The organism is Pseudoflavonifractor phocaeensis (assembly GCF_016901735.1).
Taxonomy (GTDB): domain Bacteria; phylum Bacillota; class Clostridia; order Oscillospirales; family Oscillospiraceae; genus Pseudoflavonifractor_A.
This window is the reverse complement of sequence record NZ_JACLZC010000025.1, coordinates 1-24,825: the sequence shown is the minus strand read 5'-3', so window position 1 is coordinate 24,825 and position 24,825 is coordinate 1. Positions and strand designations below refer to the sequence as shown.

The 24,825-nt window shown below is 60.9% G+C and carries 16 protein-coding genes; 14 read left to right on the top strand and 2 right to left on the bottom strand.

The window, feature by feature from the left end; translation table 11 throughout:
- The first annotated feature begins 197 nt into the window (after positions 1-197).
- The 11 genes from H7U37_RS07190 to H7U37_RS07140 all read left to right on the top strand — a co-directional run bounded on the left by H7U37_RS07190 (position 198) and on the right by H7U37_RS07140 (position 13,105).
- On the top strand, positions 198-2,069 hold the full coding sequence (locus H7U37_RS07190) for a BMP family ABC transporter substrate-binding protein (protein WP_204874761.1): 1,872 nt from the start codon (positions 198-200) through the stop codon (positions 2,067-2,069).
- The gene (locus H7U37_RS07185) at positions 2,066-2,656 is read left to right on the top strand and encodes a metallophosphoesterase family protein (protein WP_204874759.1); all 591 of its coding nucleotides are present in this window, start codon (positions 2,066-2,068) and stop codon (positions 2,654-2,656) included. The genes H7U37_RS07190 and H7U37_RS07185 overlap by 4 nt, the downstream gene beginning before the upstream one ends.
- A gap of 450 nt (positions 2,657-3,106) precedes the next feature.
- Positions 3,107-4,390 (top strand): extracellular solute-binding protein, encoded by a 1,284-nt coding sequence (locus H7U37_RS07180; protein ID WP_204874757.1) that lies wholly within the window; start codon positions 3,107-3,109, stop codon positions 4,388-4,390.
- Positions 4,391-4,507: 117 nt separating this feature from the next.
- A complete protein-coding gene (locus H7U37_RS07175) occupies positions 4,508-5,341 on the top strand; it encodes a carbohydrate ABC transporter permease (RefSeq protein WP_204874776.1) in 834 nt (277 codons plus the stop codon).
- Positions 5,342-5,360: 19 nt separating this feature from the next.
- Entirely contained in the window at positions 5,361-6,200 is an 840-nt protein-coding gene (locus H7U37_RS07170; protein ID WP_204874756.1) for an ABC transporter permease subunit, read from the top strand.
- A 104-nt stretch (positions 6,201-6,304) separates the two neighbouring features.
- Positions 6,305-8,488, top strand: a complete 2,184-nt coding sequence (locus H7U37_RS07165) for an alpha-galactosidase (RefSeq protein ID WP_204874755.1) — start codon at positions 6,305-6,307, stop codon at positions 8,486-8,488.
- A 37-nt stretch (positions 8,489-8,525) separates the two neighbouring features.
- Positions 8,526-9,419, top strand: coding sequence for an AraC family transcriptional regulator (locus H7U37_RS07160; RefSeq protein ID WP_204874754.1), 894 nt, complete (start codon positions 8,526-8,528; stop codon positions 9,417-9,419).
- Between the two features lie 19 nt (positions 9,420-9,438).
- Positions 9,439-10,119 carry a DUF624 domain-containing protein gene (locus tag H7U37_RS07155; RefSeq protein WP_204874753.1) on the top strand — a complete coding sequence of 227 codons (681 nt, stop codon included), beginning with the start codon at positions 9,439-9,441 and terminating at the stop codon, positions 10,117-10,119.
- Positions 10,120-10,371: 252 nt separating this feature from the next.
- On the top strand, positions 10,372-11,562 hold the full coding sequence (locus H7U37_RS07150; RefSeq protein WP_204874775.1) for an ABC transporter ATP-binding protein: 1,191 nt from the start codon (positions 10,372-10,374) through the stop codon (positions 11,560-11,562).
- A 139-nt stretch (positions 11,563-11,701) separates the two neighbouring features.
- On the top strand, positions 11,702-12,127 hold the full coding sequence (locus H7U37_RS07145; RefSeq protein ID WP_204874752.1) for a DUF1810 domain-containing protein: 426 nt from the start codon (positions 11,702-11,704) through the stop codon (positions 12,125-12,127).
- A gap of 102 nt (positions 12,128-12,229) precedes the next feature.
- Entirely contained in the window at positions 12,230-13,105 is an 876-nt protein-coding gene (locus H7U37_RS07140; protein ID WP_243414266.1) for an aldose 1-epimerase family protein, read from the top strand.
- A 51-nt stretch (positions 13,106-13,156) separates the two neighbouring features.
- Here the strand turns inward: H7U37_RS07140 and H7U37_RS07135 are convergent, their stop codons facing one another.
- Positions 13,157-13,894, bottom strand: coding sequence for an NAD-dependent protein deacylase (locus H7U37_RS07135; protein ID WP_204874747.1), 738 nt, complete (start codon positions 13,892-13,894; stop codon positions 13,157-13,159).
- A 17-nt stretch (positions 13,895-13,911) separates the two neighbouring features.
- Positions 13,912-15,033, bottom strand: coding sequence for a DUF3048 domain-containing protein (locus tag H7U37_RS07130; RefSeq protein WP_204874745.1), 1,122 nt, complete (start codon positions 15,031-15,033; stop codon positions 13,912-13,914).
- Between the two features lie 236 nt (positions 15,034-15,269).
- Between H7U37_RS07130 and H7U37_RS07125 the strand changes: the two genes are divergently transcribed.
- The 3 genes from H7U37_RS07125 to H7U37_RS07115 form a co-directional block, all read left to right on the top strand.
- A complete protein-coding gene (locus H7U37_RS07125) occupies positions 15,270-15,824 on the top strand; it encodes a DUF4364 family protein (RefSeq protein WP_204874744.1) in 555 nt (184 codons plus the stop codon).
- A gap of 15 nt (positions 15,825-15,839) precedes the next feature.
- Positions 15,840-18,572, top strand: coding sequence for a DNA polymerase I (gene polA / locus H7U37_RS07120; protein ID WP_204874743.1), 2,733 nt, complete (start codon positions 15,840-15,842; stop codon positions 18,570-18,572).
- 433 nt (positions 18,573-19,005) lie between these two features.
- On the top strand, positions 19,006-24,825 hold a 5,820-nt coding region (locus H7U37_RS07115; protein ID WP_204874742.1), incomplete at its 3' end, for a beta-galactosidase small subunit-related protein.

Below are 24,825 nucleotides of genomic sequence, written 5' to 3'. Positions count from 1 at the left end.
TGAATACGGCTCTATTTTCTCACAAAAGCACCGTTTTGGCAAGCACAAGTCCGGGTTATTCCGGGAAACGGAAGAGGGGGAGGGTAAAAAGTAACAAAAACGACTGAAAAAAGCGGTTGTATTTTTGGGAAATTCACGTTACAATCTGGGAGAAAGCGAAGGCAAACTCCCGGTGCCGAAAATAGGAGGTAGGGCCCATGCCCATGGAAGAGTACAAAAAAGCACAAAAGCAGGGACTGCGGGACATGAAAGCGGCGGCGGCACGGGGAGAGGAGACCGGCCTGCATGTGCTGCCCGGCGACCCGGAGACGCTGGCGGTGCGCCGGGAATCTCTGGGGGTGGTGGAGATCCCTACCGAGCTCCTTACCGGCACCTGCAACGATCTGCGCAAGAATACCTTTTCCCCCGGCTTTTACCCGGTTTTGGCGGAGGACAGCGAATTTGCCCACAAATGGGCGGCGCTGTGTGCCTCCCACCTGAGCGAGGGCATCCGGGAGCCCATCAAGGCGGTGGAATATCTCAACCACTTCTATGTGGTGGAGGGGCATAAGCGGGTGAGCGTGCTGAAATATTTCGGCGCCATTTCCATCCCCGGCGTGGTGACCCGTCTGCTGCCCCGCCCCTCCGACGACCCGGAGGTGGTGGCCTACTACGAGTTTTTGAATTTTTATCAGATGACCGGCCTGAATTTCCTGGTATTCAAGCGCCCCGGCGAGTACCGGGAGCTGCTGGAAGCCATGGGACGGACCAGCCGGGAGCCCTGGAGCGCCGAGGAGATTTACAATTTCCGCTCGTTTTACTATATGTTCCGCGACGCCTGCCGCCGGCACAACGGGGACGAGCGGTATTTTTCCCAGGCGTTTTTGGTGTATATCAAGGTATTCGGCTATGAGGCCTCCCGGGGCAAGCTGTCCACCCAGATTCTGCGGGAACTGCCCCGCATCGAAGGGGAGATCCGCAACCGGCTGGATCAGGCCGACGCCACGCTGCTGCTGGACGACACCGAGACCCCCAAGCGCTCCCTTTTCTCCTTCTCCGGCACGGGAAAGCTGTGCGCCGCCTTTGTCCACAGCGGTTTTACCGCCGCCTCCAAGTGGGTCTACGGCCACGAATACGGCCGTTATCTCCTGGAAAACGCCATGGGCGGTCAGGTGACCACCCTGTCCTACGAGGGCGCCGGTACCGAGGCCGCCGCCGAGGAGGCCATCGCCGACGCGGTGGAGAAGGGGGCGGATGTGATCTTTACCACCGATCCCAAACTGCTCCTCTCCAGCGTCAAGCAGGCGGTGCTCCATCCTGATGTTAAAATCCTCAACTGTTCGCTCAACACCGCCTATCCCTCGGTGCGCACCTATTACCCCCGGCTCTACGAGGCCAAGTTCATCAAGGGCGCCATTGCCGGCACCCTCACCCAGGACGGACGCATCGGCTATGTGGCCGACTGTCCCACCTACGGCGCCATTGCGGGGATCAACGCCTTTGCCCAGGGGGCGCGGATGGTCAACGCCAGCGCCCGGGTCTATTTGGAGTGGTCGGAGCTGCGCAGCGGCGGCGGCGTGGAGCGGCTGCGGGCCAAGGGCATCGTCTATATCGACCATTTGGACCGTCTGGCGGCCAACGCCGGCCCCGGGATCTGCGGGGTCCACAACCTGGCCATGATCCAATGCCACTGGGGCCGGTTTTACCAGAGCCTGGTCCGCCGCCTGATGGATGGGCGGTGGAAAAAGGAGGAGCGGGGGAGCAGCGCGGTCAATTACTGGTGGGGCATCCACCAGGAGGTGGTGGATGTGCTCTGCTCCCGGCTGCTGCCCTCCGGCACCCGGCGTCTGGCCGGAGTGCTGCGGGACGCGCTCCGGGCCGAGCGGCTGGACCCCTTCTATGGGGTGCTGATGAACCAGAAGGGCCACGTGGTCTACGGCGACGACGCCCCGCTGCCCGCCAGACAGATCTTGTCCATGGACTGGCTTTCCACCTATGTGGAGGGCAGCCTGCCGCCGCCGGAGGCCTTTACCGACCGGGCGCGGGAGGTGATGCGCAACCAGGGAATGGGAGGAGGAAGCGGCGTATGAGAATACTGGCTGTGGCGGATTATGAATCCCCCTATCTGTGGGACCACTTCACGCCGGACAAGCTGGATGGAATCGACCTGATCCTCTCCTGCGGCGATGTCAAATCCCGCTATCTCTCCTTTCTGGCCACCTTTTCCCACTGCCCGGTGCTCTATGTCCACGGCAACCACGACGAGCACTATCAGGACGACCCGCCGCTGGGCTGTATCTGCGTGGATGGGGCGTACTATGAATACCAGGGCCTGCGCATCGTGGGGCTGGGGGGGTCCATGCGCTACCGTCCCGGCGCCCATCAATATACCGAACGGGAGATGACCTTCCGGGCCCTGCGCCTGGCGCCCAAGCTCCATTTCAAAAAGGGCTTCGACCTGCTGCTCACCCACGCGCCGGGGCGGGACATGGTGCCCTGCAACGACCTGGCCCATATGGGGTTTGACACCTTCAATCGTATGCTGGACCGGTACCAGCCGGCGCTCTTTCTCCACGGCCATACCCATCTGAACTACGGCCGCGGCATCCAGCGGGAGAGCGTCTACGGCAAGACCCGGGTGGTCAATCCCTATGAGCGGTATATCATTGAAATCTGAAAAAAGGTGAAAAAGATCCCGACCTGACATCTGAATGTCTTGTCGCATTCCGGCTCCTGCGAGGAGACATCTTCTACTTGTCCCAGAGGGCCTGCGCCCGAAAAAAAGTGGCAGATGTATTAGGTCAGGGATTCTTTTGCCTAAAATCTGGTTGTTAGAAATGTCAAAAAAACGCATCATAGACTGTGCAATCATACGAAAATCGTGGTTTTTGCCCAAAAAAAGCGCGAATGTATTCTATTATATATATAAACCATTTTAAAATTGTATTTGTACATATTCCGAAAACTTGGCTCCATGTTCATCTGTGCTGGAAAAATGCTATACTGAATGCATCAAAGCCGCGGCACGCGGCAGGGGCGGCAGAGGTGGCCGAAAGCCGGACAAGCGGCGGTCCGGACCTGCGGGACCATCCGCTGCGCTCCAACGAGTTGAAAGGAGACCGAGACTATGAAACACATCAAACGCGCAGCTCTTCTTCTCGCGACCGTCGCCATGCTGTTTTCCATGACCGCCTGCAGCAACAACCCTGCATCCGGCAGCGACGGGAAGCTCACCATGCAGATCTGGGACAACTCTCAGCGCGAGGCCATGCAGGCCCTGGCCGACGCCTACCACGAGATCAATCCCGACGTGACCATCGAGGTCCAGGTTACCAGCTGGGATGAGTACTGGACCAAGCTGGAGGCCGCCGCTGGCTCCAAGAACCTGCCTGACATCTTCTGGATGCACACCAACTACATCCTGCTCTACGCCGACAGCGGGATGCTGGCCGATGTGACCGACCTGTACGACGACGACACCTACTCCCACTACTCCGACGTCTCCATCGCCAACACCCAGGGCTCCGACGGCCGGATGTACGCCGTGCCCAAGGATAAGGACACCGTCTGCCTGGTGTACAACAAGGAGATGTTCGATCAGGCCGGGGTCTCTTACCCCGACGAAAACTGGACTTGGGACGACCTGGTGGACGCCTCTCAGAAGATCTATGACGCCACCGGCAAGTACGGCTACATGGCCTACTGCGACGAGCAGCTGGGCTACTGGAACTTCGTCTACCAGAACGGCGGCTACATCCTCAACGACGACAAGACCGCCGCCGGCTTCGATCAGCCCGCCACCATCGACGCCATGAAGTTCTACATCGGCCTGCAGGACAACGAGTGGTGCCCCGATCAGACCTACTTTGCCGAGACTGCTCCCGGCAACGCCTTCTTCTCCGGCCAGGGCGCCATGTTCTTTGAGGGCACCTGGAACCTGCTCTATGAGATGAAGAACTATCCCGAGATGCAGGGCAAGTGGGACGTGGCCGTGCTGCCCAAGTGCCCCAACCCCGTCTCCGGTGACGGCCGCGCCACCATTTCCAACGGCCTGGGCTATGCCACCGCTTCCTACAACCAGGACAACGAGACCGTGATGGACTTCCTCAAGTGGCTGGGCACCGAAGAGGCCCAGCAGATCCACTCCTCCTACGGCGCCGCCATCTCCGGCTATGAGGGCACCGAGCAGGCCTGGGTGGATGCCTTCGATCAGTTTGACTACCGGCTCAACGTGGAAGCCTGCATCGATATGTTCGACTACTCCGTCCAGTCGGTCAACGACGCCACCCGCCCCAACTGGAAGAGCAAGGTCAACGACGAGATCCTGAAGATCTACGGCGGCCAGCTCAGCGTGGACGAGGGCCTGGCCAACTGCAACACCATTATCAACGAGGCCATTGCCGAGGGCTGACGGCCATCTGCAAATGAGGCGGCGCTGGGCGCTCCGCCCGGCGCCGTGTGAAAGGAGTGGAAGGTAGTGAAAAAAAGCTCTAAAATCTCACGGCAAGAGCAGAAATGGGCGTGGATCATGGTGGCGCCCACCATCATCGGACTGCTGGTCCTGAACTATTACCCCCTGATTCAGACCATTATCCTCAGCTTCTCCAAGACCAAGACCTTCGGCGCCATGGAGTTCAACGGTCTGAACAACTACATCGACATGTTCCAGTCCCCCGAGTTCTGGAAGGCGACGTGGAACACCATCCTGTTTTGTATCCTGACGGTGCCTGTGGGCATCATTCTGGCCCTGCTGGTGGCCATCCTCCTCAACGCCAAGGTGAAGTTCAAGGGCGGCTTCCGGGCCATCTACTTCCTGCCCATGGTGTGCGCCCCCGCAGCCATCGCCATGGTGTGGCGCTGGATGTTCAACGGCGAATACGGTATCATCAACGCCATTCTGGGGGTCAAGATCAACTGGCTGACCAACCCGCAGACGGCGATCATCGCCTGTGCCATTGTGGCAATCTGGAGCTCCATCGGCTATGACGCGGTGCTGCTCCTGTCAGGCTTGCAGGGCATTTCCAAGAGCTACTATGAAGCCGCCCGCATCGACGGCGCCGGCCGCATCAAGCAGTTTTTCTCCATCACCCTGCCCATGATCTCGCCCACCCTGTTCGTGACCCTCATCATGCGTATGATGGCCTCCCTGAAGGTGTATGACCTCATCTACATGATGGTTGACCAGAGCAACCCGGTGCTGCCCGACGTGCAGAGCCTGATGTACCTCTTCTATCGGGAGGCCTTCGTGGCAGGCAACAAGGGCTACGCCTCCGCCATTGTGGTATGGACCATTCTTCTCATCGGTATCGTGACTGTGGTGCAGTTCATTGGTCAGAAGAAGTGGGTCAACTACGACGTCTGACCGAAGGGGGAGGAACACTGTGAAACAAAAGAGCATCAAAGGCAGCCGCAATGTTGCCACCATCCTGACCTACGTCTTTTTGATTCTGGGCTCCGCCATCATGATCTTCCCCTTCCTGTGGATGATCCTGACGTCCCTCAAGTCCCTGGCCGAGAGCACCCAGATCCCGCCCACCATTTTCCCGGCGGTACCGTACTTCTCCAACTTTGCCGACGCCCTCACCAGCCTGCCCTTTGCCAACCTGTATGTCAACACCATCCTCATGGTGCTGGCCCGCGTGATCTGCGCCATCGTGTTCAGCTCCATGGCGGGCTACGCCTTTGCCAAGCTGAATTTTAAGGGCAAGAACCTGCTGTTCACTCTCATCCTGGTCCAGATGATGATGCCCTCTCAGATCTTCGTCATCCCCCAGTATGAGATGCTGGCCAGCGTGAGCATGACCGAGAGCATCTTCGCTCTGGTGTTCCCCGGCCTGGTGAGCGCCTTTGGTACCTTCTTCCTGCGTCAGGCCTATCTGGGCATCCCCAACGAGATCGGCGAGGCCGCCTATCTGGACGGCTGCAATCAGTGGCAGGCCTTTACCAAGGTCATGCTGCCCCTCACCGGCACCTCGGTGGCCGCTCTGACCATCTTTACCGCGGTGTTTGCCTACGCCGACCTGATGTGGCCTCTGGTTGTCAACACCGACATCAACCTGATGACCCTGTCCTCCGGCCTGGCCACCCTGAAGGGCCAGTTCATGACCAATTACCCGGTGCTCATGGCGGGCAGCCTGTTCGCCATGGTGCCCATGCTGATCCTCTACCTGATCTTCCAGCGCCAGTTCATCGAAGGCATCGCCCTCACTGGCGGCAAGTAAGCATCCTGAAAACGTCCGCTGCGGTCCCTTCCCGGAGGGCCTCCTCCGGGGAGGACCGGCGGCCTCCTGCTCCCACGCACTCTGAATAGCAAGGTGAACCACTTATGATACGATTTGACGAGCGTCAAAAAACCATCACCCTCCATACGCAGCGCTCCAGCTACCAGATGAAGCTGGACGGTACCGGCGTGCTGCTCCATACCTACTACGGTCCCCGCCTGCGGGGCGGAGATATTTCCTATCTCATCCAGACGGAGGACCGGGGGTTTTCTCCCAATCCCGATGAGGCGGGGACTGACCGCACCTATTCCCTGGATACCCTGCCTCAGGAATATTCCTCCAGCGGGGTGGGTGATTTCCGCATTCCATCTCTGGAGGCGGATTGCGCCGATGGCAGCCATACCGTGGACCTGCGTTACGTACGCCACACCATCCGGGACGGAAAGTACGCCCTGGAAGGACTGCCCGCCTTTTATGACGGGGAGGGCGTGCAGGCGCAGACCCTGGAGGTGACCCTTCTGGACCGGTGCAGCGGTCTGGAAGTGACGCTGCTTTACGGGGTGCTGGAGGAGTATGACCTCATTACCCGCGCGGTGCGCATCCGCAACGGGGGTCCTTCCGCCCTTCGGCTGGACCGGGTGGCGTCGGTGTGCCTGGACTTTCCCGCCGGAACCCCCGACCTCATCACCATGGGCGGGGCTTATGGCCGGGAACGGGAGCCGGTCCGGATGCCCCTGACCCAGGGCGTGCATACCGTCGGCAGCATCCGGGGTACCTCCAGCCACCAGCAAAACCCCTTTATGGTGCTTTGCGGCCACGACACCACCGAGGATGCCGGCTGCTGCTGGGGCCTGGCCCTGGTCTATTCCGGCAACTTCCAGGCGTCGGCCGAATACACCCAATTCCACGAGACACGGCTCACCATGGGCATCCATCCCTTCCACTTCAGCTGGACGCTGGAGCCCGGCCAGCAGTTTACCGCGCCGGAGGCGGCGATGATCTTCTCCGACCGGGGTCTGGGCCAGATGAGCCGTCAGTTCCACAGAGCCATCCGGTCCCATCTGTGCCGGGGTCCCTGGAAGGAGAGCCGCCGTCCCATCCTCATCAACAACTGGGAGGCCACCCTCTTCCACTTTGACGCCGACAAGATCGTCTCCATTGCCGAGGCCGCCAGCAAGGTGGGCCTGGAGATGATGGTTATGGATGACGGCTGGTTCGGCAAACGGGACAGCGACTTTTCCGGACTGGGCGACTGGAACGTGAACGAAAAGAAGCTGCCCGGCGGTCTGGCGCCTCTGGCCCGGCGGATCAACGACCTGGGCATGAAGTTTGGCCTGTGGGTGGAGCCGGAGATGATCAGCGAGGACTCCGATCTCTACCGGGCCCATCCCGACTGGGCCTTCCGGGTGCCCGGACGTCCGGTGACCCGGGGCCGGTTCCAGCTGGTGCTGGATCTGACCCGCAAAGAGGTGCGGGAGTATGTGACCCGGAATCTGAGGGCCACCCTCAAAAGCGCCAACATCGAGTACGTCAAATGGGACATGAACCGCAGTCTCACCGACGTGTGGTCGTGCAAGCTGCCCGCCAACCGGCAGGGAGAGCTGTACCACCGCTTTGTGCTGGCGGTCTATGAGATTCTGGAGACCATCCACCGGGAGTTCCCCAACCTGCTCATCGAGGGATGCAGCGGCGGCGGCGGCCGCTTTGACTGCGGTATGCTCTACTACACCCCCCAGATCTGGTGCAGTGACAATACCGACGCCATTGACCGGCTGCGCATCCAGTACGGCACTTCCTTCTGCTATCCCTGTTCGGCGGTGGGCGCCCACGTTTCGGCGGTGCCCAACTGCCTGACCAACCGCAGCACCCCCATGCACACCCGCGGCGTGGTGGCGGCGGCCGGTACCTTCGGCTACGAGCTGGATCTCAATGAGATCAGCGGCGAGGAGCTGGAGGAGGTCCGGCGGCAGATCGACCACTTCAAGCGCTGCTGGGACGTGGTGATGAAGGGGGATTACTACCGCCTGAGCGATCCCTTCTCCGACGCACCCTTCCAGGCCTGGATGCACGTCTCTCCCGAAGGGGACAGAGCGCTGGTGGGCGTGGTGATGGGGACGGTACACGCCAACCCCATCCGGCCCCGGCTGTGCCTCAAGGGTCTGGACCCGGCGGCGGACTATCGGATCAACGGGGAGATTTATGGCGGCGACCAGCTGATGTATGCCGGTCTCCCGCTTCCCATCCTGAACGAGTACGAGGCCGTTCAGTACGACATTGTAAAAGTATAAGCGATCAGCGCGTTCTGGCAAGAAAGAGGAGGCCATTATGATTCAGGGCAGGTTTTCCGTGTTTCCCCATGAAAATTTCGTGGATCTGTTTTTGGTCCAGTTTGGCTGGGAGCAGTGTATCCCCCTGCATTCCTATGGCCCTCATATCCGGAACAACTACCTGTTCCATTATGTGATCTCGGGACGGGGGTGGCTGGATGTCCGCCAGCGGGACGGTACGGGCAAGCGCTACCAGCTCCACGCGGGGCAGGGTTTTTTGATCTGTCCCAATCAGGTCACCACCTACTGTGCCGACGAGAATGACCCTTGGGCCTATGCCTGGGTTGAATTTGGGGGCGTCCAGTCCCAGTACCGGCTGACGTTGGCCGGACTGGGGGAGGACCAGCCCATCTATACCACCATCCAGCCTGAAATGGCCAACAAGGTGAAGGATGAGCTGCTCTATATCGCCAACCATGCCCAGGATTCCTCTTTGAGCCTGATGGCCCACTTCTATCTCTTCCTGGACGCGCTGATTAACTCTTCTTCCTCCAAACAGCGGGTGCGTGGCCTCTCCCAGCAGGGATTTTACATCCGGGAAGCCATTCACTTCATCGACCAATATTACCGCAGCGATATCCGCATCGAGCAGGTGGCCGGCTTCTGCGGCCTGAACCGCACCTATTTCAGCCGCCTGTTCAAGGAAGTCATGGGCCAGACGCCCCAGGAGTACCTGGCCCGCTACCGCATCACAAAAGCCATGGAGCTCATGCGGAATACCGACATGAGCATCGGCGAGATCGCCTCCATGGTAGGCTACCACAACCAGCTTTACTTCTCCAAGGTGTTCCGCAAATTCCAGGGGCTGCCTCCCCGGGTGTGGCGGCAGGAGGATATGCTGAAGCTGGAAAAAAGCCGGGAAGAATCGGCCCAAGAGGGCCGCGAGAAATGAGAAAGGAGGAACCGCAGCCATGCTTTTTCGGCCGGATCTGTCCGGTGAGGACCGGGAGGACACTCCCGCACAGGAGATCCCCCTTCGTTTGGGAGAGATTTTGACCTACGACTGCTTCACGCTGGTGCGCATCGGGCTTTTCACCTGCCTGGCCATGCTTCCGGTGGTGACCATCCCCCCGGCGTTTATGGCCATGAACAGTCTGGTGCGTCAGGTCCTGATGGGCAAGCGTGTGCTCTGCCGCAAGGAGTTCTGGCCGGCGTTCAAGGCGGGGTTCCTCCGGTCCTACGGGGTATTTTTCCTGTCGGTGCTGCTGCCGGCGCTGTCGCTGGCCTGTGCGATCTTTTATGCCGGACGGGTGGAGCAGCAGCCCTATCTATTCGCCTTATGTGTGTTTTCCATCGTGCTTTTCGCCCTTTCGATGCTGGCGGCCCCCCATCTCTATCCGCTGGCCGTATCCGGGGTCTCTCTGGCCCAGGCGGTCCGGGATGGCCTGATGCTGGGCTGTGCCAACCCCATCCGCGCCTTTTTCGCCACCCTTATCCACAACGGCCTGCTGCTCTTCGGCGTGGCGTTCCTGCCGCTGAGCGCTCCCTATTTCCTTTTGGGCGGGCTGTCGGTGCCCTGCCTCATCGGGCAGTTCATCGCCCGTCCCGTCCTGCTGCGGTACCGCCCCGATCTGGGGAGGACCGACCTTTGACCGGCGCTGTGTGCGCCAATCACCGCCAGGAGCGGAAGGCTCCTGCATTCCCGGCGGAAAAACGCCGGCATTTTAGCTGCGGGCCGTGGGGCTACTCCATTTTCATAGCCTTACGGACCCGATCAAAGGAGGAAAATAACACCGCTTGGCTTGCGGTGCGGCAGTGTGGAGACCTGCCGTAAGGTCCCGGAGGTTTCGCTCTTCCGGGGCGAGGCGGTTTGGGCGGAGGCCCGGCCGTCAAAGCTGAGAATTATGGCCAGTCTGAATCTGAAAGGCATTAAGAAGATCTACCCCCACAGCGGCGACCAGAAGAAAAAGAAGAAGGGCAAGAGCGACGTGCCTGAGAAAAAGACCAACCTCCAGATCACTGATCAGGGCGTCGTAGCGGTGCAGGAGTTCAACCTGGACATCGCCGACAAGGAGTTCATCGTGCTGGTCGGCCCCTCCGGCTGCGGCAAGTCCACCACCCTGCGCATGGTGGCCGGTCTGGAGGAGATCAGCGAGGGCGAGCTGTACATCGACGGCAAGCTGGTCAACGACGTGGAGCCCAAGGACCGGGACATCGCCATGGTGTTCCAGAACTACGCCCTCTATCCCCACATGACGGTGTATGAAAACATGGCCTTCCCCCTGCGTCTGGCGAAGGTGCCCAACGACGAGATCGACCGCCGCGTGCGGGAGGCCGCCGCCATCCTGGACATCACCCAGTACCTGGAGCGCCGGCCCAAGGCTCTGTCCGGCGGCCAGCGTCAGCGGGTGGCCATCGGCCGCGCCATCGTCCGGGAGCCCAAGGTGCTGCTGATGGACGAGCCTCTGTCCAACCTGGACGCCAAGCTCCGCAACCAGATGCGCGCCGAGATCATCAAGCTGCGCCAGAAGATCGACACCACCTTCATGTACGTCACCCATGACCAGACCGAGGCCATGACCCTGGGCGACCGCATCGTCATCATGAAGGACGGCTTCATCCAGCAGATCGGCACCCCGCAGGAGGTCTTTGACCATCCCGCCAACCTGTTTGTGGCCGGCTTCATCGGCGTGCCCCAGATGAACTTCTTTGACGCCCGGCTGTCCAAGAAGAACGGCAAGTATGTGGTCACCGTGGGCAGCGTCACCGTGGAGCTCAGCGAGGACAAGCAGAAGGCCCTCAACGCCAAGAAGGTGGCCGATCAGGATATCACCCTGGGCGTGCGTCCCAACCACATCCATCTGGGCGACGGCCCCAACGCCATGACCGCCACCATGGACGTGTCCGAAATGATGGGCGGCGAGGTCCACCTCCACGCCAACGCCAACGGCCGCGACGTAGTCATCATCGTGCCCACCACCGAGCTCACCGGCGAGCATCGCGATGCCTTTGCCCGTGGCGCCAAGATCAGCTTCACCTTCTCCGGCAGCACCTGCCATGTGTTCGGCGCTGACGACCGGAACCTGGAATTCTGATTTCTCCCTCTTCTCATCATAGTTCCCCATAAAAAGGCAGCCGCTCTCCAGGTCCGGGAGGGCGGCTGTCTTTTTTTCCAGACGGCGGGGGAGGGATATGGTATAATGGAGCCACCATCAATCAAAGGGGGCTTTTTCTATGTCTGATTTGCAGCGATTCCACAGCGCCCAGTCTTACAGCTACGAAACCGCTCTGCGGGAGCTGCGGGGAGGGCGCAAAATGAGCCACTGGATGTGGTATATTTTCCCCCAGCTGACCGCCCTGGGGAAGAGCCAGACGGCGGTCTATTATGGTCTGGACACCCTGGAGGACGCCAAAGCCTATCTGGCCGACCCGGTGCTGGGGGCGCGGCTGGTGGAGATCTCCCGGGCCCTGGTGGAGCTGGGGGCCGCAGACCCCCATGCGGTGATGGGCAGCCCGGACGACAAAAAGCTCCGCTCCTCCATGACCCTTTTCGCCCTGGCCGACCCGGACGAGCCGGTGTTCCGCCAGGTGCTGGATCAGTATTACGGTGGCCGCCCGGATCAAAAGACGCTGAACCTGCTGAGGGTGGAGTGGCGCTGAATATGGCCGGTATCCGCGCTTTCCACTTGCAATTTGCGCCGGATAGATTATACTGAATCTGACAGCAAGCGGAAGAAAGGGGCGGATCTTATGCGCCATACCATGGAAAATGAAGCAATCGCCGTGACGGTGGACAGTCTGGGCGCCGAGCTGGTGAGCGTGGTGGACAAGGCCACCGGGGCCGAGATGATCTGGGAGGGGAGGAAGGACGTGTGGCCCCGCCATGCGCCCATTCTGTTCCCCTACTGCGGCAAGCTGCGGAACGGGCAGTACACCCTGGACGGCCAGACCTATACCGGCGGCCAGCACGGCTTCGGCCGGGATGTGGAGCATTCCTTCCAGGGCACGGAGGGGAACGCCATGCGCTTTGTCCTCCGGGCCAATGAGGCCACGCTGGCAAAATTCCCCCGGGACTTTGCCCTGGAGAGCACCTTTACCCTGGAGGGCCGGACCCTCTGCCAGACCATCACCGTAACCAATACCGGCGACCGGGAGCTGCGCTTCGGCTTCGGTTTTCATCCCGGCTTTACCCTGCCCTTTGATGAAACGCACGTGACCGAGGATTATGAGTTCCGGTTTGACGCCCCCCAGACCCCGGTGGTCATCGAGACCGACCCGTCGGTGGGCCTGGTGACGGGGAATACCCGGGTGCTGATGACGGACAGCGCCGCCATTCCCATGGACGACCGGATGTTTGACCATGACTCCATCTGCATGAGCCGGCTCACCGCCAAAACCCTCAGCGTGGTGGAGAAGGACACCGGCCGGCGCATCGACGTGGACCTGGAGGGCTTCCCCTATACCCTGATCTGGAGCGCGGTGGGCAATCCCCAGCTGCACTTTGTGTGCATCGAGCCGTGGCACAGCCTGCCTGACACGGTGACCGCTTCCGGCGACTGGAATGAAAAGCCCTGTGCCGCCGCGCTGGCCCCGGGCGAAGTGTGGCGCACCTGCCTGAAGATGACGTTTCAGCGCTAAACAGCAAAAGCCGGAGGACCGCATTCCGTCGGTCCTCCGGTTCTTTTCTTGTCAGGCGTAGGCGGGGAGCTGCTCCATCAGCGCGCCGATGGGGGCGGCGATGACCAGATCCGCCTTGCGGTCGTAGGGAGTGGGTGACTTGTTGAGGAGCACCAGCTTATGGCCCTGATAATATTGGACCAATCCGGCGGCGGGATAGACCACCAGAGAGGTGCCGCCGATGATGAGCATGTCCGCCTGTGCGATGGCCTCCACGGCGCCCCGCATGACCTGGCCGTCCAGGGACTCCTCATAGAGCACCACGTCAGGCTTGATGACCCCGCCGCAGACCGGACAAGTGGGCACCCCTTCGCTGTGGACCATAAAGTCCAGATCGTAGAAGGCGCGGCAGCGCATACAGTAATTGCGGTGGACCGAACCGTGGAGCTCAAAGACGTTTTTGCTCCCCGCGGCCTGGTGGAGGCCGTCGATGTTCTGGGTCACCACCGCCCGGAGCTTGCCGGCCCGCTCCAGCTCGGCCAGCTTTTTGTGGGCGGCGTTGGGCTTGGCATCGGGAAAGAGCATCTTGTCCCGGTAAAAGCGGTAAAACTCCTCCCGGTCGTGCTGGAAAAAGCTGTGGCTGATGATGGTCTCGGGGGGATACTTGTAGTGCTGGTTGTAAAGCCCGTCCACGCTGCGGAAATCGGGGATTCCCGACTCGGTGGACACGCCCGCGCCGCCGAAAAAGACGATGTTGTGGCTCTCGTCGATCCAGCGGACCAGCTGGTCAAAGCCTTTGTATGGTTCCATAGCCGCCATCCTTTCTGTTATTCTGCCGTCACCTGTTCGCTTTTGGGAATGATATTCACATAGCTGGAGCCGCGGCCCAGCACGATGGGCTGCCCGTTTTCGTCGGTGTAGGTAAAGGGGCTGTTGCGGTCGGGCTTGCTCCACCGGATGGGGATGATCTGACCGCCGCAGGCATAGTAGCCGCTGCCGGTGCCGGTGAGATCCACCTCCATGTGCCCGTAGGAATCGCCGGTGTTCCAGCAGCTGGTCTGCACCACCAGCACATTGGTCACCGCCACCTGATCGCCGGTGTTGCCGTCCACATAGGGCGCGCCGTACTCCTCCACCAGGTAAGTACCGCTGTCGGCGTCGTAGGTAAAGACGCCGGTTTTGTAGTTGGAAAAGGGGACGGTGATGGTGTTGGCTGTGGAGCCGTTTTCCGGGGTGCCGTCGTCGGCAAAGGTGATGGGATAAGTATACCCGTCCTTGTGCTCCTGCCGGAAGGAATAGGTGGCGAATTTCTCTTCAATGGTCTCGCCGGTGGTAATGACGCTGTGCTCATAGCCCAGGTTGCGCCGCCGGTCGGCGTCCCGCCACATGAGGTTGGAGCCGGGGGAGGAGCCGCAATAGGGACCGTTGACCCCGTCCAGGGCGGTGACACCCCAGGCCCGGATGTCGGCGTAGGCGTCCTCGCTGCCGCCGGCGTGGATGAAAATGGCGTCATGTCCCAGGGCCAGCTCCAGATAGTAGGGCCGGGCGGAGCGGATGGAGCCGATGGCCCCCACGTCGCTGGGGTCCTGATAGACCCCCAGCATCCGGGTAATCCCACCCTCAGCGAGACATTCATAGATGATGTCGGCCTCCGACTGGCCCAGTTGGGGGAGGGCCTGCTTGAGGTTGTTGAGCATGATGGCCACGGGGCGCTTGTTGACGGCGTCGCCGTCAATGGGCATACCGGTGAGGGGATTTTCCGGCCCGTCATAGGGAGTGGGGGTAGGGTCCGGCGTGGCCGTGGGAGAGAGTGTGGGGGCCGCGGAGGCGGTGGGGAGGGGCTGGGGCGTAACGGAGGCGGCGGCTTCCTGTGAATCGCCGCAGCCGGACAGGCAGAGGGTCAGAGCCAGCGCGGCGCAGACCGGGGACAGGATACGTTTGCAGGACATACGGAGGACCTCCCTGTTTTGGACGATTGCCAGTGGGCATCTTTGGACACTATGATACCCGCACTGCTGCGGATTTGTCAAGTTCGGTCAGAAGCTGACGGAAAATCAGAGAGAAAGACAACGATTTGACGGAAAAGTTACCGCCCCCGGCGGGCCCGCACTTGCCAAGCGGCGGAAAATCTTTTATAATGGAGCAAGGTATGCAAAACATCCGTTTCCGTGAAAGGTGGTCCATCATGAGCCGTTTTGGTTTCATCCGCAACAAGCTGGACATCAAATTCCTCATCCTCTATATCATGGCGCGGGTCGCCTCTCCCATCGACTTTCCCACCCTGACCGATCTCACCTTGTGTGACGAGGGCGTGGATTACTTCGACTTTGCCGAGTCGGTGGCCGAGCTGGTGGACACGGGCCACCTCACCCTGGAGCACGAGCGCTACGCCATCACCGACAAGGGCCGTCAGAACGGCGCGGCCTGCGAAAGCAGTCTGGCCTACTCGGTGCGCCACAAGTGCAACGTGAATCTGGCGCGGGTCAACGGAGAGCTGCGCCGCAACGCCCAGGTGCGCACCACGGTGATCCCGCGGAAGGACGGCAGCCTCACCGCCCGGATGAGTCTGGACGATGAGAGCGGCAATATTATGACCATCGAGCTTCTGTGCGTCAACCAGGCCCAGGCAGACCGTCTGGCCCAGGGATTCCAGGCCAAGCCCGAGCGGATCTATAACGAAGTGCTGGGCGCGCTGCTGGATAACGGCGCGGAGGAGCCGGAAGAGAGCGGCGAGGGATAAGACCGGGAGGTAACAATGAATAAACTGATGGTCATTGACGGCAATTCCATCCTGAATCGGGCTTTTTACGGCATTCGGATGCTGACCACCCGGGACGGGACCCCCACCAACGCCGTCTATGGATTTTTGAATATTCTGCTCAAGCTGGTGGAGGAGGAGACGCCTCAGGGGCTGTGCGTCACCTTTGACCGGAAGGCGCCCACCTTCCGCCACCTGGCCTACGAGGGCTATAAGGCCCAGCGCAAGGGAATGCCGGAGGAATTGGCGGCCCAGCTGCCCCTGGTGAAGGACGTACTGGACGCCATGAACATCCCCCGCTATGAGCTGGACGGCTGGGAGGCGGACGACCTCATCGGCACCATCTCGGTGAAGGATACCGCCGCAGGCTGGGAGACCGTCATCGTCACCGGCGACAAGGACTCCCTCCAGCTGGTCACCGATACCGCCCGGGTCAAGCTGGTGACCACCCGCATGGGACAGACCTCCACAAAGGAGATGACCCCCGACACCTTTCGGGAGGCCTACGGTTTTGATCCCATCCACATCATCGACCTGAAAGCCCTTATGGGAGACGCCAGCGACAACATCCCCGGCGTCAAGGGCATCGGGGAAAAGACCGCTATGGACCTCATTCAGCGCTATACCAGTGTGGAGGCGATTTATCAGGACCTGGAGGCTCTGGAGGTCAAGCCGGCGGTGCGCAAAAAGCTGACCGAGGGGGAAGAGCAGGCCAGGCTCTCCTACGATCTGGCCACCATCCGCACCGACGCCCCCATCGACTTTACGCCGGAGGACGCCGTGCGGAAGGAATATAATGTGCCTGTCCTCTATGAACTGCTCCTGAAGCTGGAATTTGCCAAGCTCATCGACCGGCTGGGGTTAAAAGCGCCCCAGGGCGAGGTGCAGGGCGAGGAGACGTTTACGGGGACCTGCACCAGCGAGGTGGTGGCCGACAGGGCCAGGGCGGAGGAGCTGCTGGACCTCTGGCGGCAAAAGGAGAGCGTGGACGTACTGGCCCTCCCCGACCTGGACGTGGTGGCGGTGGAGTGGTGGGAGAACGAGCGGGACAGCTGCGCCGCCATTCTGATGGCCTCCCGCCTGGAGGGATATGATGGGATTTGCAGGGCCCTCTTTGCCGCCGACATCAAAAAAAATACCCACGATGTCAAAAATCTGTTGTCCCGTCTCCTGGCCGAGGGGATCGAAGGGGAGGGGTTTGTCTTTGATACCGCGCTGGCGGCCTATCTGCTCTCCCCCACCGACGGCAGCTATGAGCTGGAAAAGCTGGATGTGACCTATTTCAATCACGAGGCGCCAAAGGCCAAGGACACCTATTTGAAAAAGGACGCCTTTGCGCCGCTGGAACAGTTTGAGCTTCTGCGCGCGGCGGGTCAGGACCCCTATGGAAACCGGGAGGACCGGGAAGGAGCGGCGGCGGACGTGAGCGGGCCCATGGGCGCGCTGCTCTCCCACTGCGCCCTCATCGGCGCGCTGAAGGAAGTGATGGCTCCGCGGCTGGAGGAGCTGGGGATGCACAAGCTCTATTATGAGCTGGAGCTGCCCCTCTGCCCGGTGCTGGCCCGGATGGAGCGGGAGGGTTTTTTGGTGGACCGCAAGGCGCTGACCGACTTCGGCCATATGCTGGAAGGGCGCATCGCCGCCGACCAGGAGGCCATTTACGACCTGGCGGGGGAGACCTTCAACATCAACTCTACCCAGCAGTTCGGCAAGATTTTGTTTGAAAAGCTGGGCCTTCCGCCGGTGAAAAAGACCAAAACCGGCTACTCCACCAATGCCGAGGTGCTGGAAAAGCTGCGGGACAAGCACCCTATCGTGGACGCGGTGCTGGACTACCGGCAGCTCACCAAGCTGAAATCCACCTATGTGGACGGCCTGACCAAAGTCATCGCGCCGGACGGGCGCATCCACACCTCCTTCCAGAATACGGTTACCGCCACCGGGCGGCTTTCCTCCACCGAGCCCAACCTGCAAAACATCCCGGTGCGCACCGAGCTGGGGGCGGAGCTGCGGAAAATGTTCGTGGCCGGTCCGGGCCATGTGCTGGTGGACGCGGATTACTCCCAGATCGAGCTGCGGCTGCTGGCCCACATCGCCGGGGACGAGCATATGATCGCCGCCTTTTCCTCGGGGGAGGACATCCACACCGTCACCGCCTCCCAGGTCTTTGGCGTGCCCGCAGAGCTGGTGACCCACGAGATGCGCCGCCGGGCCAAGGCGGTGAATTTCGGCATCGTGTACGGCATCTCCGACTTCTCCCTCTCCCAGGACATCGGCGTCACCCGCCGGGAGGCCAAGGAGTATATGGAACGCTACTTTGAAACCTATTCAGGTGTGCGGGCCTATATGACCCGTGTGGTGGAGGAGGCCAGGGAAAAGGGCTACGTCTCCACCCTGCTGGGCCGCCGCCGCTGGCTCCCCGAGCTGAGATCCAGCAACTTCAACACCCGCTCCTTTGGAGAACGGGTGGCCCTCAACGCCCCCATCCAGGGCACCGCCGCCGACCTCATCAAGGAGGCCATGATCCGGGTGGACCGCCGCCTTCGGGCCGAGGGACTGGCCGGCCGTCTGGTGCTCCAGGTCCACGACGAGCTCATCGTGGAGTGTCCGGAGGAAGAGGCGGAGCGGGTAAAGGCCCTTCTGGAGGAGGAGATGGAGGGCGTGGCCAGGCTGGCCGTGCCCCTCACCGCCGAGGCCCACGCCGGCCGGAGCTGGGCCCAGTGCCACTGAATCACGCCGTATCACACCCCCACAGGCTTGCAGTCTGTGGGGGTTTTTACTTCCTCTGGAAGTAAATTGAACTAAAAGAGAAGAAAATTGATAGAAAGAGAAGAAAAGCAAAGATAAGAAACAAAATTCCATAAAATGCACAAAGCCGCGGAGGAGCGAAAAAAGGCGGTGGAGAAAAAGCGGCTTCTTTTTTCTGGATTTTACTAAAGATATCCCACGTCACTACGGCAAAGTGCGAAAAAGTGACGTAGCAGTTTGCACAAAAAAGCGGTAACAGGACAAAAGACTTTATTGAAAAACGTTGTATCATTTGCTAAAATAACCTGTGACCAAATGATATTGTGGGAAGGAGAGTGAAAAAAAGAGAGTAAACAGTGAAAATCTGTTTCAAGGGAAGCAGAACGAAGTTATGAGAAAGCGAGGAGAACGGTACATGAAGTGGAAACGCGCATTATCCCTGACCCTGACGCTCAGCATGCTGGCCGGTACCCTGCCCTCCACCGCCATGGCGGCGGAGGAGAGCAACACCGCGGAAGGCTACGGCGACCCGTGGAAGGCTGGCGCCGCCATCACCACCATGGCGGCCAAGGAGGCCATCACCTCCCCCACCTTTACCTACAAGGAGTGGACCGGTACGGACGGCAACGAGGACGTCTTTGCCGTCAACCGGGAGGAGGCTAGCACCTTCTCTACCTCCGGCGTCATCTACGACAACGTGGACGCCGCCCTGGAGAGCGCCATCAACTTTGACAAGGAAGCCTCCGGCTATGTTCAGTTCCTCACCGGCGCGGACGCGGCCGACTGGTCCCTCCGGGTGGTGAAGAACGACACCATCGCCAAGGAGAGCTATGCTGATTTCTACAAGACCGACTATGAGCCTGACGGCGAGTGGAGCACCAACCTCCAGCTGCCCGCCAGTTGGACCTATTGGGACCTGGACTACCCCATTTACACCAATACCCAGGTGCCCTGGCAGGAGGACAGCACCGGCAGCGATACCTGCCCCGCCGCGCCGGTCAACTATAACCCCGTCGGCATGTACCGCAAGACCTTTACCCTGGACGATACCCTCCAGGCTTTGAAGGACAATAACGGCCGCATCTACATCAACTTCCAGGGTGTGGAGGCCGCCTACTATGTGTACCTGAACGGCCAGGCCGTGGGTTACAGCGAGGATACTTACAGCCCCCACAGCTTTGATATCACCGACTATCTGGTGGACGGCGAGAACCTGCTGGCCGTGGAAGTCCATAAGTTCTGCGACGGCACCTGGTTCGAGCTCCAGGATATGTTCAAGGACGGCGGCATCTTCCGCGATGTCTACGTCTACGGCGCCACTCAGGTCCACATCGACGACTATTTCGTCACCACCGACCTGGACGAGACCTATGAAAACGCAAACCTGAACCTGTCCGTCACCGTGGAGAACGAATCCGCCGAGGCCGTGGACGGCTACAAGCTGGACGTCCGGGTGTACAATGAGGACGGCACCATGTTCGTCAACGGCGTCACCGCCGACGTGCCCGCCATTGAAGCGGGCGGCGAGCAGACCGTGGACATCACCAAGTACGTCCAGAACCCTGAGCTCTGGAGCGCTGAGGTGCCCAACCTCTACTATCTGGTCATCAGCCTGTACGAGGAGAACGGGGCTTATCTGGGCAGCATGTCCCAGCAGCTGGGCTTCCGTGAGATCGAGTTTACCCGCACCGAGGTGGACGAGAACGGCAACCGCACCACCCAGGACAGCGAATACAAGCCCATCACCATCAACGGCCAGCCTCTGGTGTTCCGCGGCACCAACCGCCACGACACCGACCCCGTTTATGGCAAGTACGTCTCCCACGAGGTCCAGGAGGCCGACGTGGTGCTCATGAAGCAGTACAACATCAACGCCATCCGTACCTCCCATTACAGCAACGACGACTACCTGTACTACCTGTGCAACAAGTACGGCCTGTACATGATGGGCGAGACCAACCTGGAGTCTCACCAGCTCATGAACAACTCCGGCAAGCAGGTCCTCTTCAAAGAGATGGCCATGGACCGCACCATCACCGCCTTCAACCGTCTGAAGAACGTGAGCGCCATCGTGGCCTGGTCCACCGGCAACGAGAACTACTATTCCAGCAGCGCCAACTACGCCGATGGGATGTTCTCCGACCTGATCTGGTACTTCAAGGACCATGACACCACCCGTCCGGTCCACTCCGAGAGCTCCAACGACGCCAACGGCACCGACATGGGCAGCAACATGTATCCCTCCGTGTCCACCGTGCAGAGCTGGGCCAGCAGCCGCAATATGCCCTATGTGATGTGCGAATATGACCACGCCATGGGCAACGCTGTGGGCAACATCAAGGAGTACTGGGACGCCATCCGCTCCGGCGACAACATGCTGGGCGGCTTCATCTGGGACTGGGTAGACCAGGCCCGGACCACGCCCTTTACCGTCACCGACAACTGGGCCATGACCGATAAGACCGGCGTGGACGCCGTCCTCACCGGCAGCCTCAATGAGAACGTCACCGATCCCGCCGCCATGAACGACGTGAGCTGGACCGGCTACGCCGTCTTTGAGAACACCACCAAGTTTGATAACGCCCTGTCCGGCACCGACAAGAGCTTCACCCTGGAAGTGTTCTGTAAGCCCGAGAGCCTGACCGGCGCCCAGATCCTCATTGCCAAGGGCGACAAGCAGGTGGCCATCAAGACCCAGGACGAGGGCTTCCAGTTCTTCACCTATGACGGCACCTGGGAGACCCTGTCCACCCCCGTGCCCGACAACTGGCTGAACAACTGGCACCAGGTGGTGGCCGTCTATGATAAGGGCGCCATGTCCATCTATGTGGACGGCAAGCTGATGGGCAGCGCCACCAAGCCCAACCAGATCAGCAGCAGCAGCGAGCAGCTGGCCGTCGGCTATCAGACCGACAAGGGCGACCGCTTCTCCGGCGAGATCTCCCTGGCCAGAGTGTACAACAAGGCCCTGACCCTGGACGAGATCAACGCCCAGCGCAGCGCCGATCCCGCCATCACCGTGGACGACGAGGTGGTCCTGCTGTGGGCCGACTACACCGGCATCACCGAGCGGGAGAGCACCACCTATAACTACTATGTGGAAGATTACGCCTACTACAACACCGACCTCTACACCGTGGATCAGATCGACGGTCAGTTCTTCGGCTACGGCGGAGATACCGGCGACTACCGCAACAACTCCGGCAACTTCTGCCAGAACGGCCTGGTGACTCCCGACCGCGTGGCCCAGCCCGAGCTGTACGAGGTCAAGTACCAGTACCAGAGCTTCTGGTTCACCGCCGACGAGACCGACCTGCTCCGGGGCGTCGTCACCGTGGAGAATGAGAACGGCTTCGTCAACCTGAACGACTATGACGTCACCTGGCAGCTGCTGGAGAACGGCACTGTGATTGGTGAAGGCTCCATCACCGACAGCGTGGCGCCTCAGGAGATCAAGGAAATCTATGTGCCCTACATGGACTTCATGCCTGAGACCGCCAAGGACGGCGCGGAGTATTATCTGAACATCGTCGTCAGCCTGCCCGAGGCGACCCTGTGGGCCGACGCCGGCCATGAGGTGGCCCATGAGCAGTTCCAGGTGCCCGCCAACGTCAACCAGGTCACCTATGTCCCCAACACCAACGTGACCGTGGACGAGAGCGGCGCGGATGTGATCGCCGTGTCCGGCGACGGCTTCTCCTTCAGCATCGACAAGGCCACCGGCGCTATCAGCAACTATGTCTATAACGGCGTGACGCTGCTGGAAGAGGGGCCCATGCCCAACTTCTGGCGCGCCCCCGTCAACAACGACAACGGCAACTACGACGGCGCCTGGCAGAATGCCGCCAAGAACGCCCAGGTGGATGAGAACGGCATCACCGTCGCTGCCGATGACGCCGGCCGCGCCACCATCTCCTTTACCCTGACCTTCCCCAACATGGCCGGCCTCTCCGAGACCGTGACCTACACCGTGGAGGGCAACGGCGCCGTTACCCTGGATACCACTGTGGACGGCACCCAGACCAGCACCAGCCGCAGCCGCTTTATGCGGGTGGGCACCACCATGACCCTGCCCGCCGGTTACGAGAACGTGACCTGGTACGGCAACGGCCCCGTGGAAGCCATGTGGGACCGTGAGTCCTTCGCCATGGTGGGCGAGTATGAGAGCACCGTGAACGAGCTCTTCTTCCCCTACCTGGATACCGAGGACACCGGCACCCTCACCGGCGTGAAGTGGTTTACCGTCACCAGCGATGAGAGCGATGTGGCCCTGGCCGTGGCCGCGGAGGACACCGTGGAGGCCCAGGCCCTGCACTTCACCGTGGACGACCTGACCCAGGCCCGCCACCCCTACGAGCTGACCTATGAGGACGAAACCTTCCTGTCCATCAACTATCGTTCTCAGGGCACCGGCAACGCCAGCTGCGGCCCCGACGTGCTGGGTCAGTACACCCTGCCCACTTCCCAGACCTACACCTATTCCTACACCATGGTGCCTTACACCGTGGCGGAGGCGGACCTCTATGACGTGACCGCCCCCTACCGCACCGCTTCCGTGGTGTCCGAGGCCGACGCCGTGGCCGCGCTGAAGGCCCAGATCACCGGTCTGGTGGTCACCTCCGCCGATCAGCTGGCCGACGTGCAGAAGCTGATGGCCTCCTATGAAGCCCTCTCTGACGAGCTCAAGGCCCAGGTGGGTGAGGAAGCCGGTACTTATCTGGCCGATCAGTTGGCCATTGCCGAGCAGATGGCCGCCGACAGCGCGTATCACGCCTTTGTCCGCGACCAGAGCGGCAACGGCTTTGACGCCGACCTGACCAAGAAGAGCGACACCGCCTCCATGTTCCGGGACGACGAGGTGGGCACCGCCATGAACGGCTACTTCCTGGTGGACAACGCCGGCGCTACCGATTACTACAATACTGTCATCGGCGGCAGCAACAGCTTCACCATCGAGGCTTACATCCGTCCCAATACCTACTCCACCAGCGGTTCCGACTTCAACATGATCGTTGGTAAGGGCGACAGCTGTATGGCGTTCCGCATCTCGGGCGGCAACCTGTACTTCTTCACCTATAACGGTTCCAACTGGATGCCCACCCCGCCCGACGGGACAAACTCCAACTTCCCCATGAATGAAGAGCTGGTCAAGCAGTGGCTCCATGTGGCCGCTGTGTATGACGGCGAGACCGACGGCGGCACCCTGAACGTCTATCTCAACGGTGAGCTGTCCAGCACCCGCAGCAATGTGGGCCAGGTGAAGGCCTCCGACTTTGCGCTGGGCATCGGCATTTGTCCCGACACCGGCCGTACCTCGGTCAGTGACTTCAGCCAGGTCCATCTGTACAGCAGCGCCCTCACCGGCGAAGAGCTGAAGGCGGATGACGAAGCCAAGCTGGCCCGTGAGGACGTGGCCCTGTGGTACGACTTTGGCGCCCTGGAGTACGGCGCCACCGGCGAGATCTCCGTGGTGACCGAGCTGCCCGCCTACGCCTATCTGGGCGACGGCTCCTTCACGCTGCCCACCGAGATTCAGATCTCCGTGGACAACGGCGCGCCCACCGACACCACCGTCACCTGGAACGCCGATGAGCTGGCCGCTGTCAACAGCGCCGCTGCCGTGGGCGCTTATGAGGTGACCGGTACCCTGGAGAACGGCAAGTCCATCCAGCACACCGTCTATGTGGTGCCCGACGATGTGGTCTACTTTGTGGACGCCGGCGCGGACGAATTCACCGCGCTGGGTCAGGCGGTAATGGCGGCCAACGCCGATACCGTCCGGAACGCCGCCGCCGACCAGGTGTACAGCGCCGACAACGGCTGGGGCTACCTCAACGGCGATGATCTGGGCACCGACAACGGTACGTCCGGCTCTGCCTATGACACGCTGCGCCACATGACCAAGGATGCCACCGGCAAGTCCCTGAGCTACCAGTTCGACGGCATGACCGCCGGCACCTACAATGTTTACATCGGTTACTACGATCCCTGGACCCAGTGGAGCACGACCCGTCCTGCGACCATTACCCTGAATCAGGGCGATGCCGCGCTGGCCACCCTCACCGGTGTGGAGCTGTGCAGCGCCCAGTACAAGTATGTGACCATGGAGAACGTGGAGGTTGCGGACGGCACCGTTACCCTCACCCTGGCTCCCGAAAAGACCGGCGACAGCAACTATGACGTGCTGGTGAGCTACATCGTCATCACCCGTGTGGAGGGCGAGGAGCCGGTGCCC

Coding starts and splice junctions, on each gene's coding strand:
- H7U37_RS07190 (WP_204874761.1), top strand. CDS start 198: ATGCCCATGGAAGAGTACAAAAAAGCACAAAAGCAGGGACTGCGGGAC.
- H7U37_RS07185 (WP_204874759.1), top strand. CDS start 2,066: ATGAGAATACTGGCTGTGGCGGATTATGAATCCCCCTATCTGTGGGAC.
- H7U37_RS07180 (WP_204874757.1), top strand. CDS start 3,107: ATGAAACACATCAAACGCGCAGCTCTTCTTCTCGCGACCGTCGCCATG.
- H7U37_RS07175 (WP_204874776.1), top strand. CDS start 4,508: ATGGTGGCGCCCACCATCATCGGACTGCTGGTCCTGAACTATTACCCC.
- H7U37_RS07165 (WP_204874755.1), top strand. CDS start 6,305: ATGATACGATTTGACGAGCGTCAAAAAACCATCACCCTCCATACGCAG.
- H7U37_RS07160 (WP_204874754.1), top strand. CDS start 8,526: ATGATTCAGGGCAGGTTTTCCGTGTTTCCCCATGAAAATTTCGTGGAT.
- H7U37_RS07155 (WP_204874753.1), top strand. CDS start 9,439: ATGCTTTTTCGGCCGGATCTGTCCGGTGAGGACCGGGAGGACACTCCC.
- H7U37_RS07150 (WP_204874775.1), top strand. CDS start 10,372: ATGGCCAGTCTGAATCTGAAAGGCATTAAGAAGATCTACCCCCACAGC.
- H7U37_RS07145 (WP_204874752.1), top strand. CDS start 11,702: ATGTCTGATTTGCAGCGATTCCACAGCGCCCAGTCTTACAGCTACGAA.
- H7U37_RS07140 (WP_243414266.1), top strand. CDS start 12,230: ATGGAAAATGAAGCAATCGCCGTGACGGTGGACAGTCTGGGCGCCGAG.
- H7U37_RS07135 (WP_204874747.1), bottom strand. CDS start 13,894: ATGGAACCATACAAAGGCTTTGACCAGCTGGTCCGCTGGATCGACGAG.
- H7U37_RS07130 (WP_204874745.1), bottom strand. CDS start 15,033: ATGTCCTGCAAACGTATCCTGTCCCCGGTCTGCGCCGCGCTGGCTCTG.
- H7U37_RS07125 (WP_204874744.1), top strand. CDS start 15,270: ATGAGCCGTTTTGGTTTCATCCGCAACAAGCTGGACATCAAATTCCTC.
- polA (WP_204874743.1), top strand. CDS start 15,840: ATGAATAAACTGATGGTCATTGACGGCAATTCCATCCTGAATCGGGCT.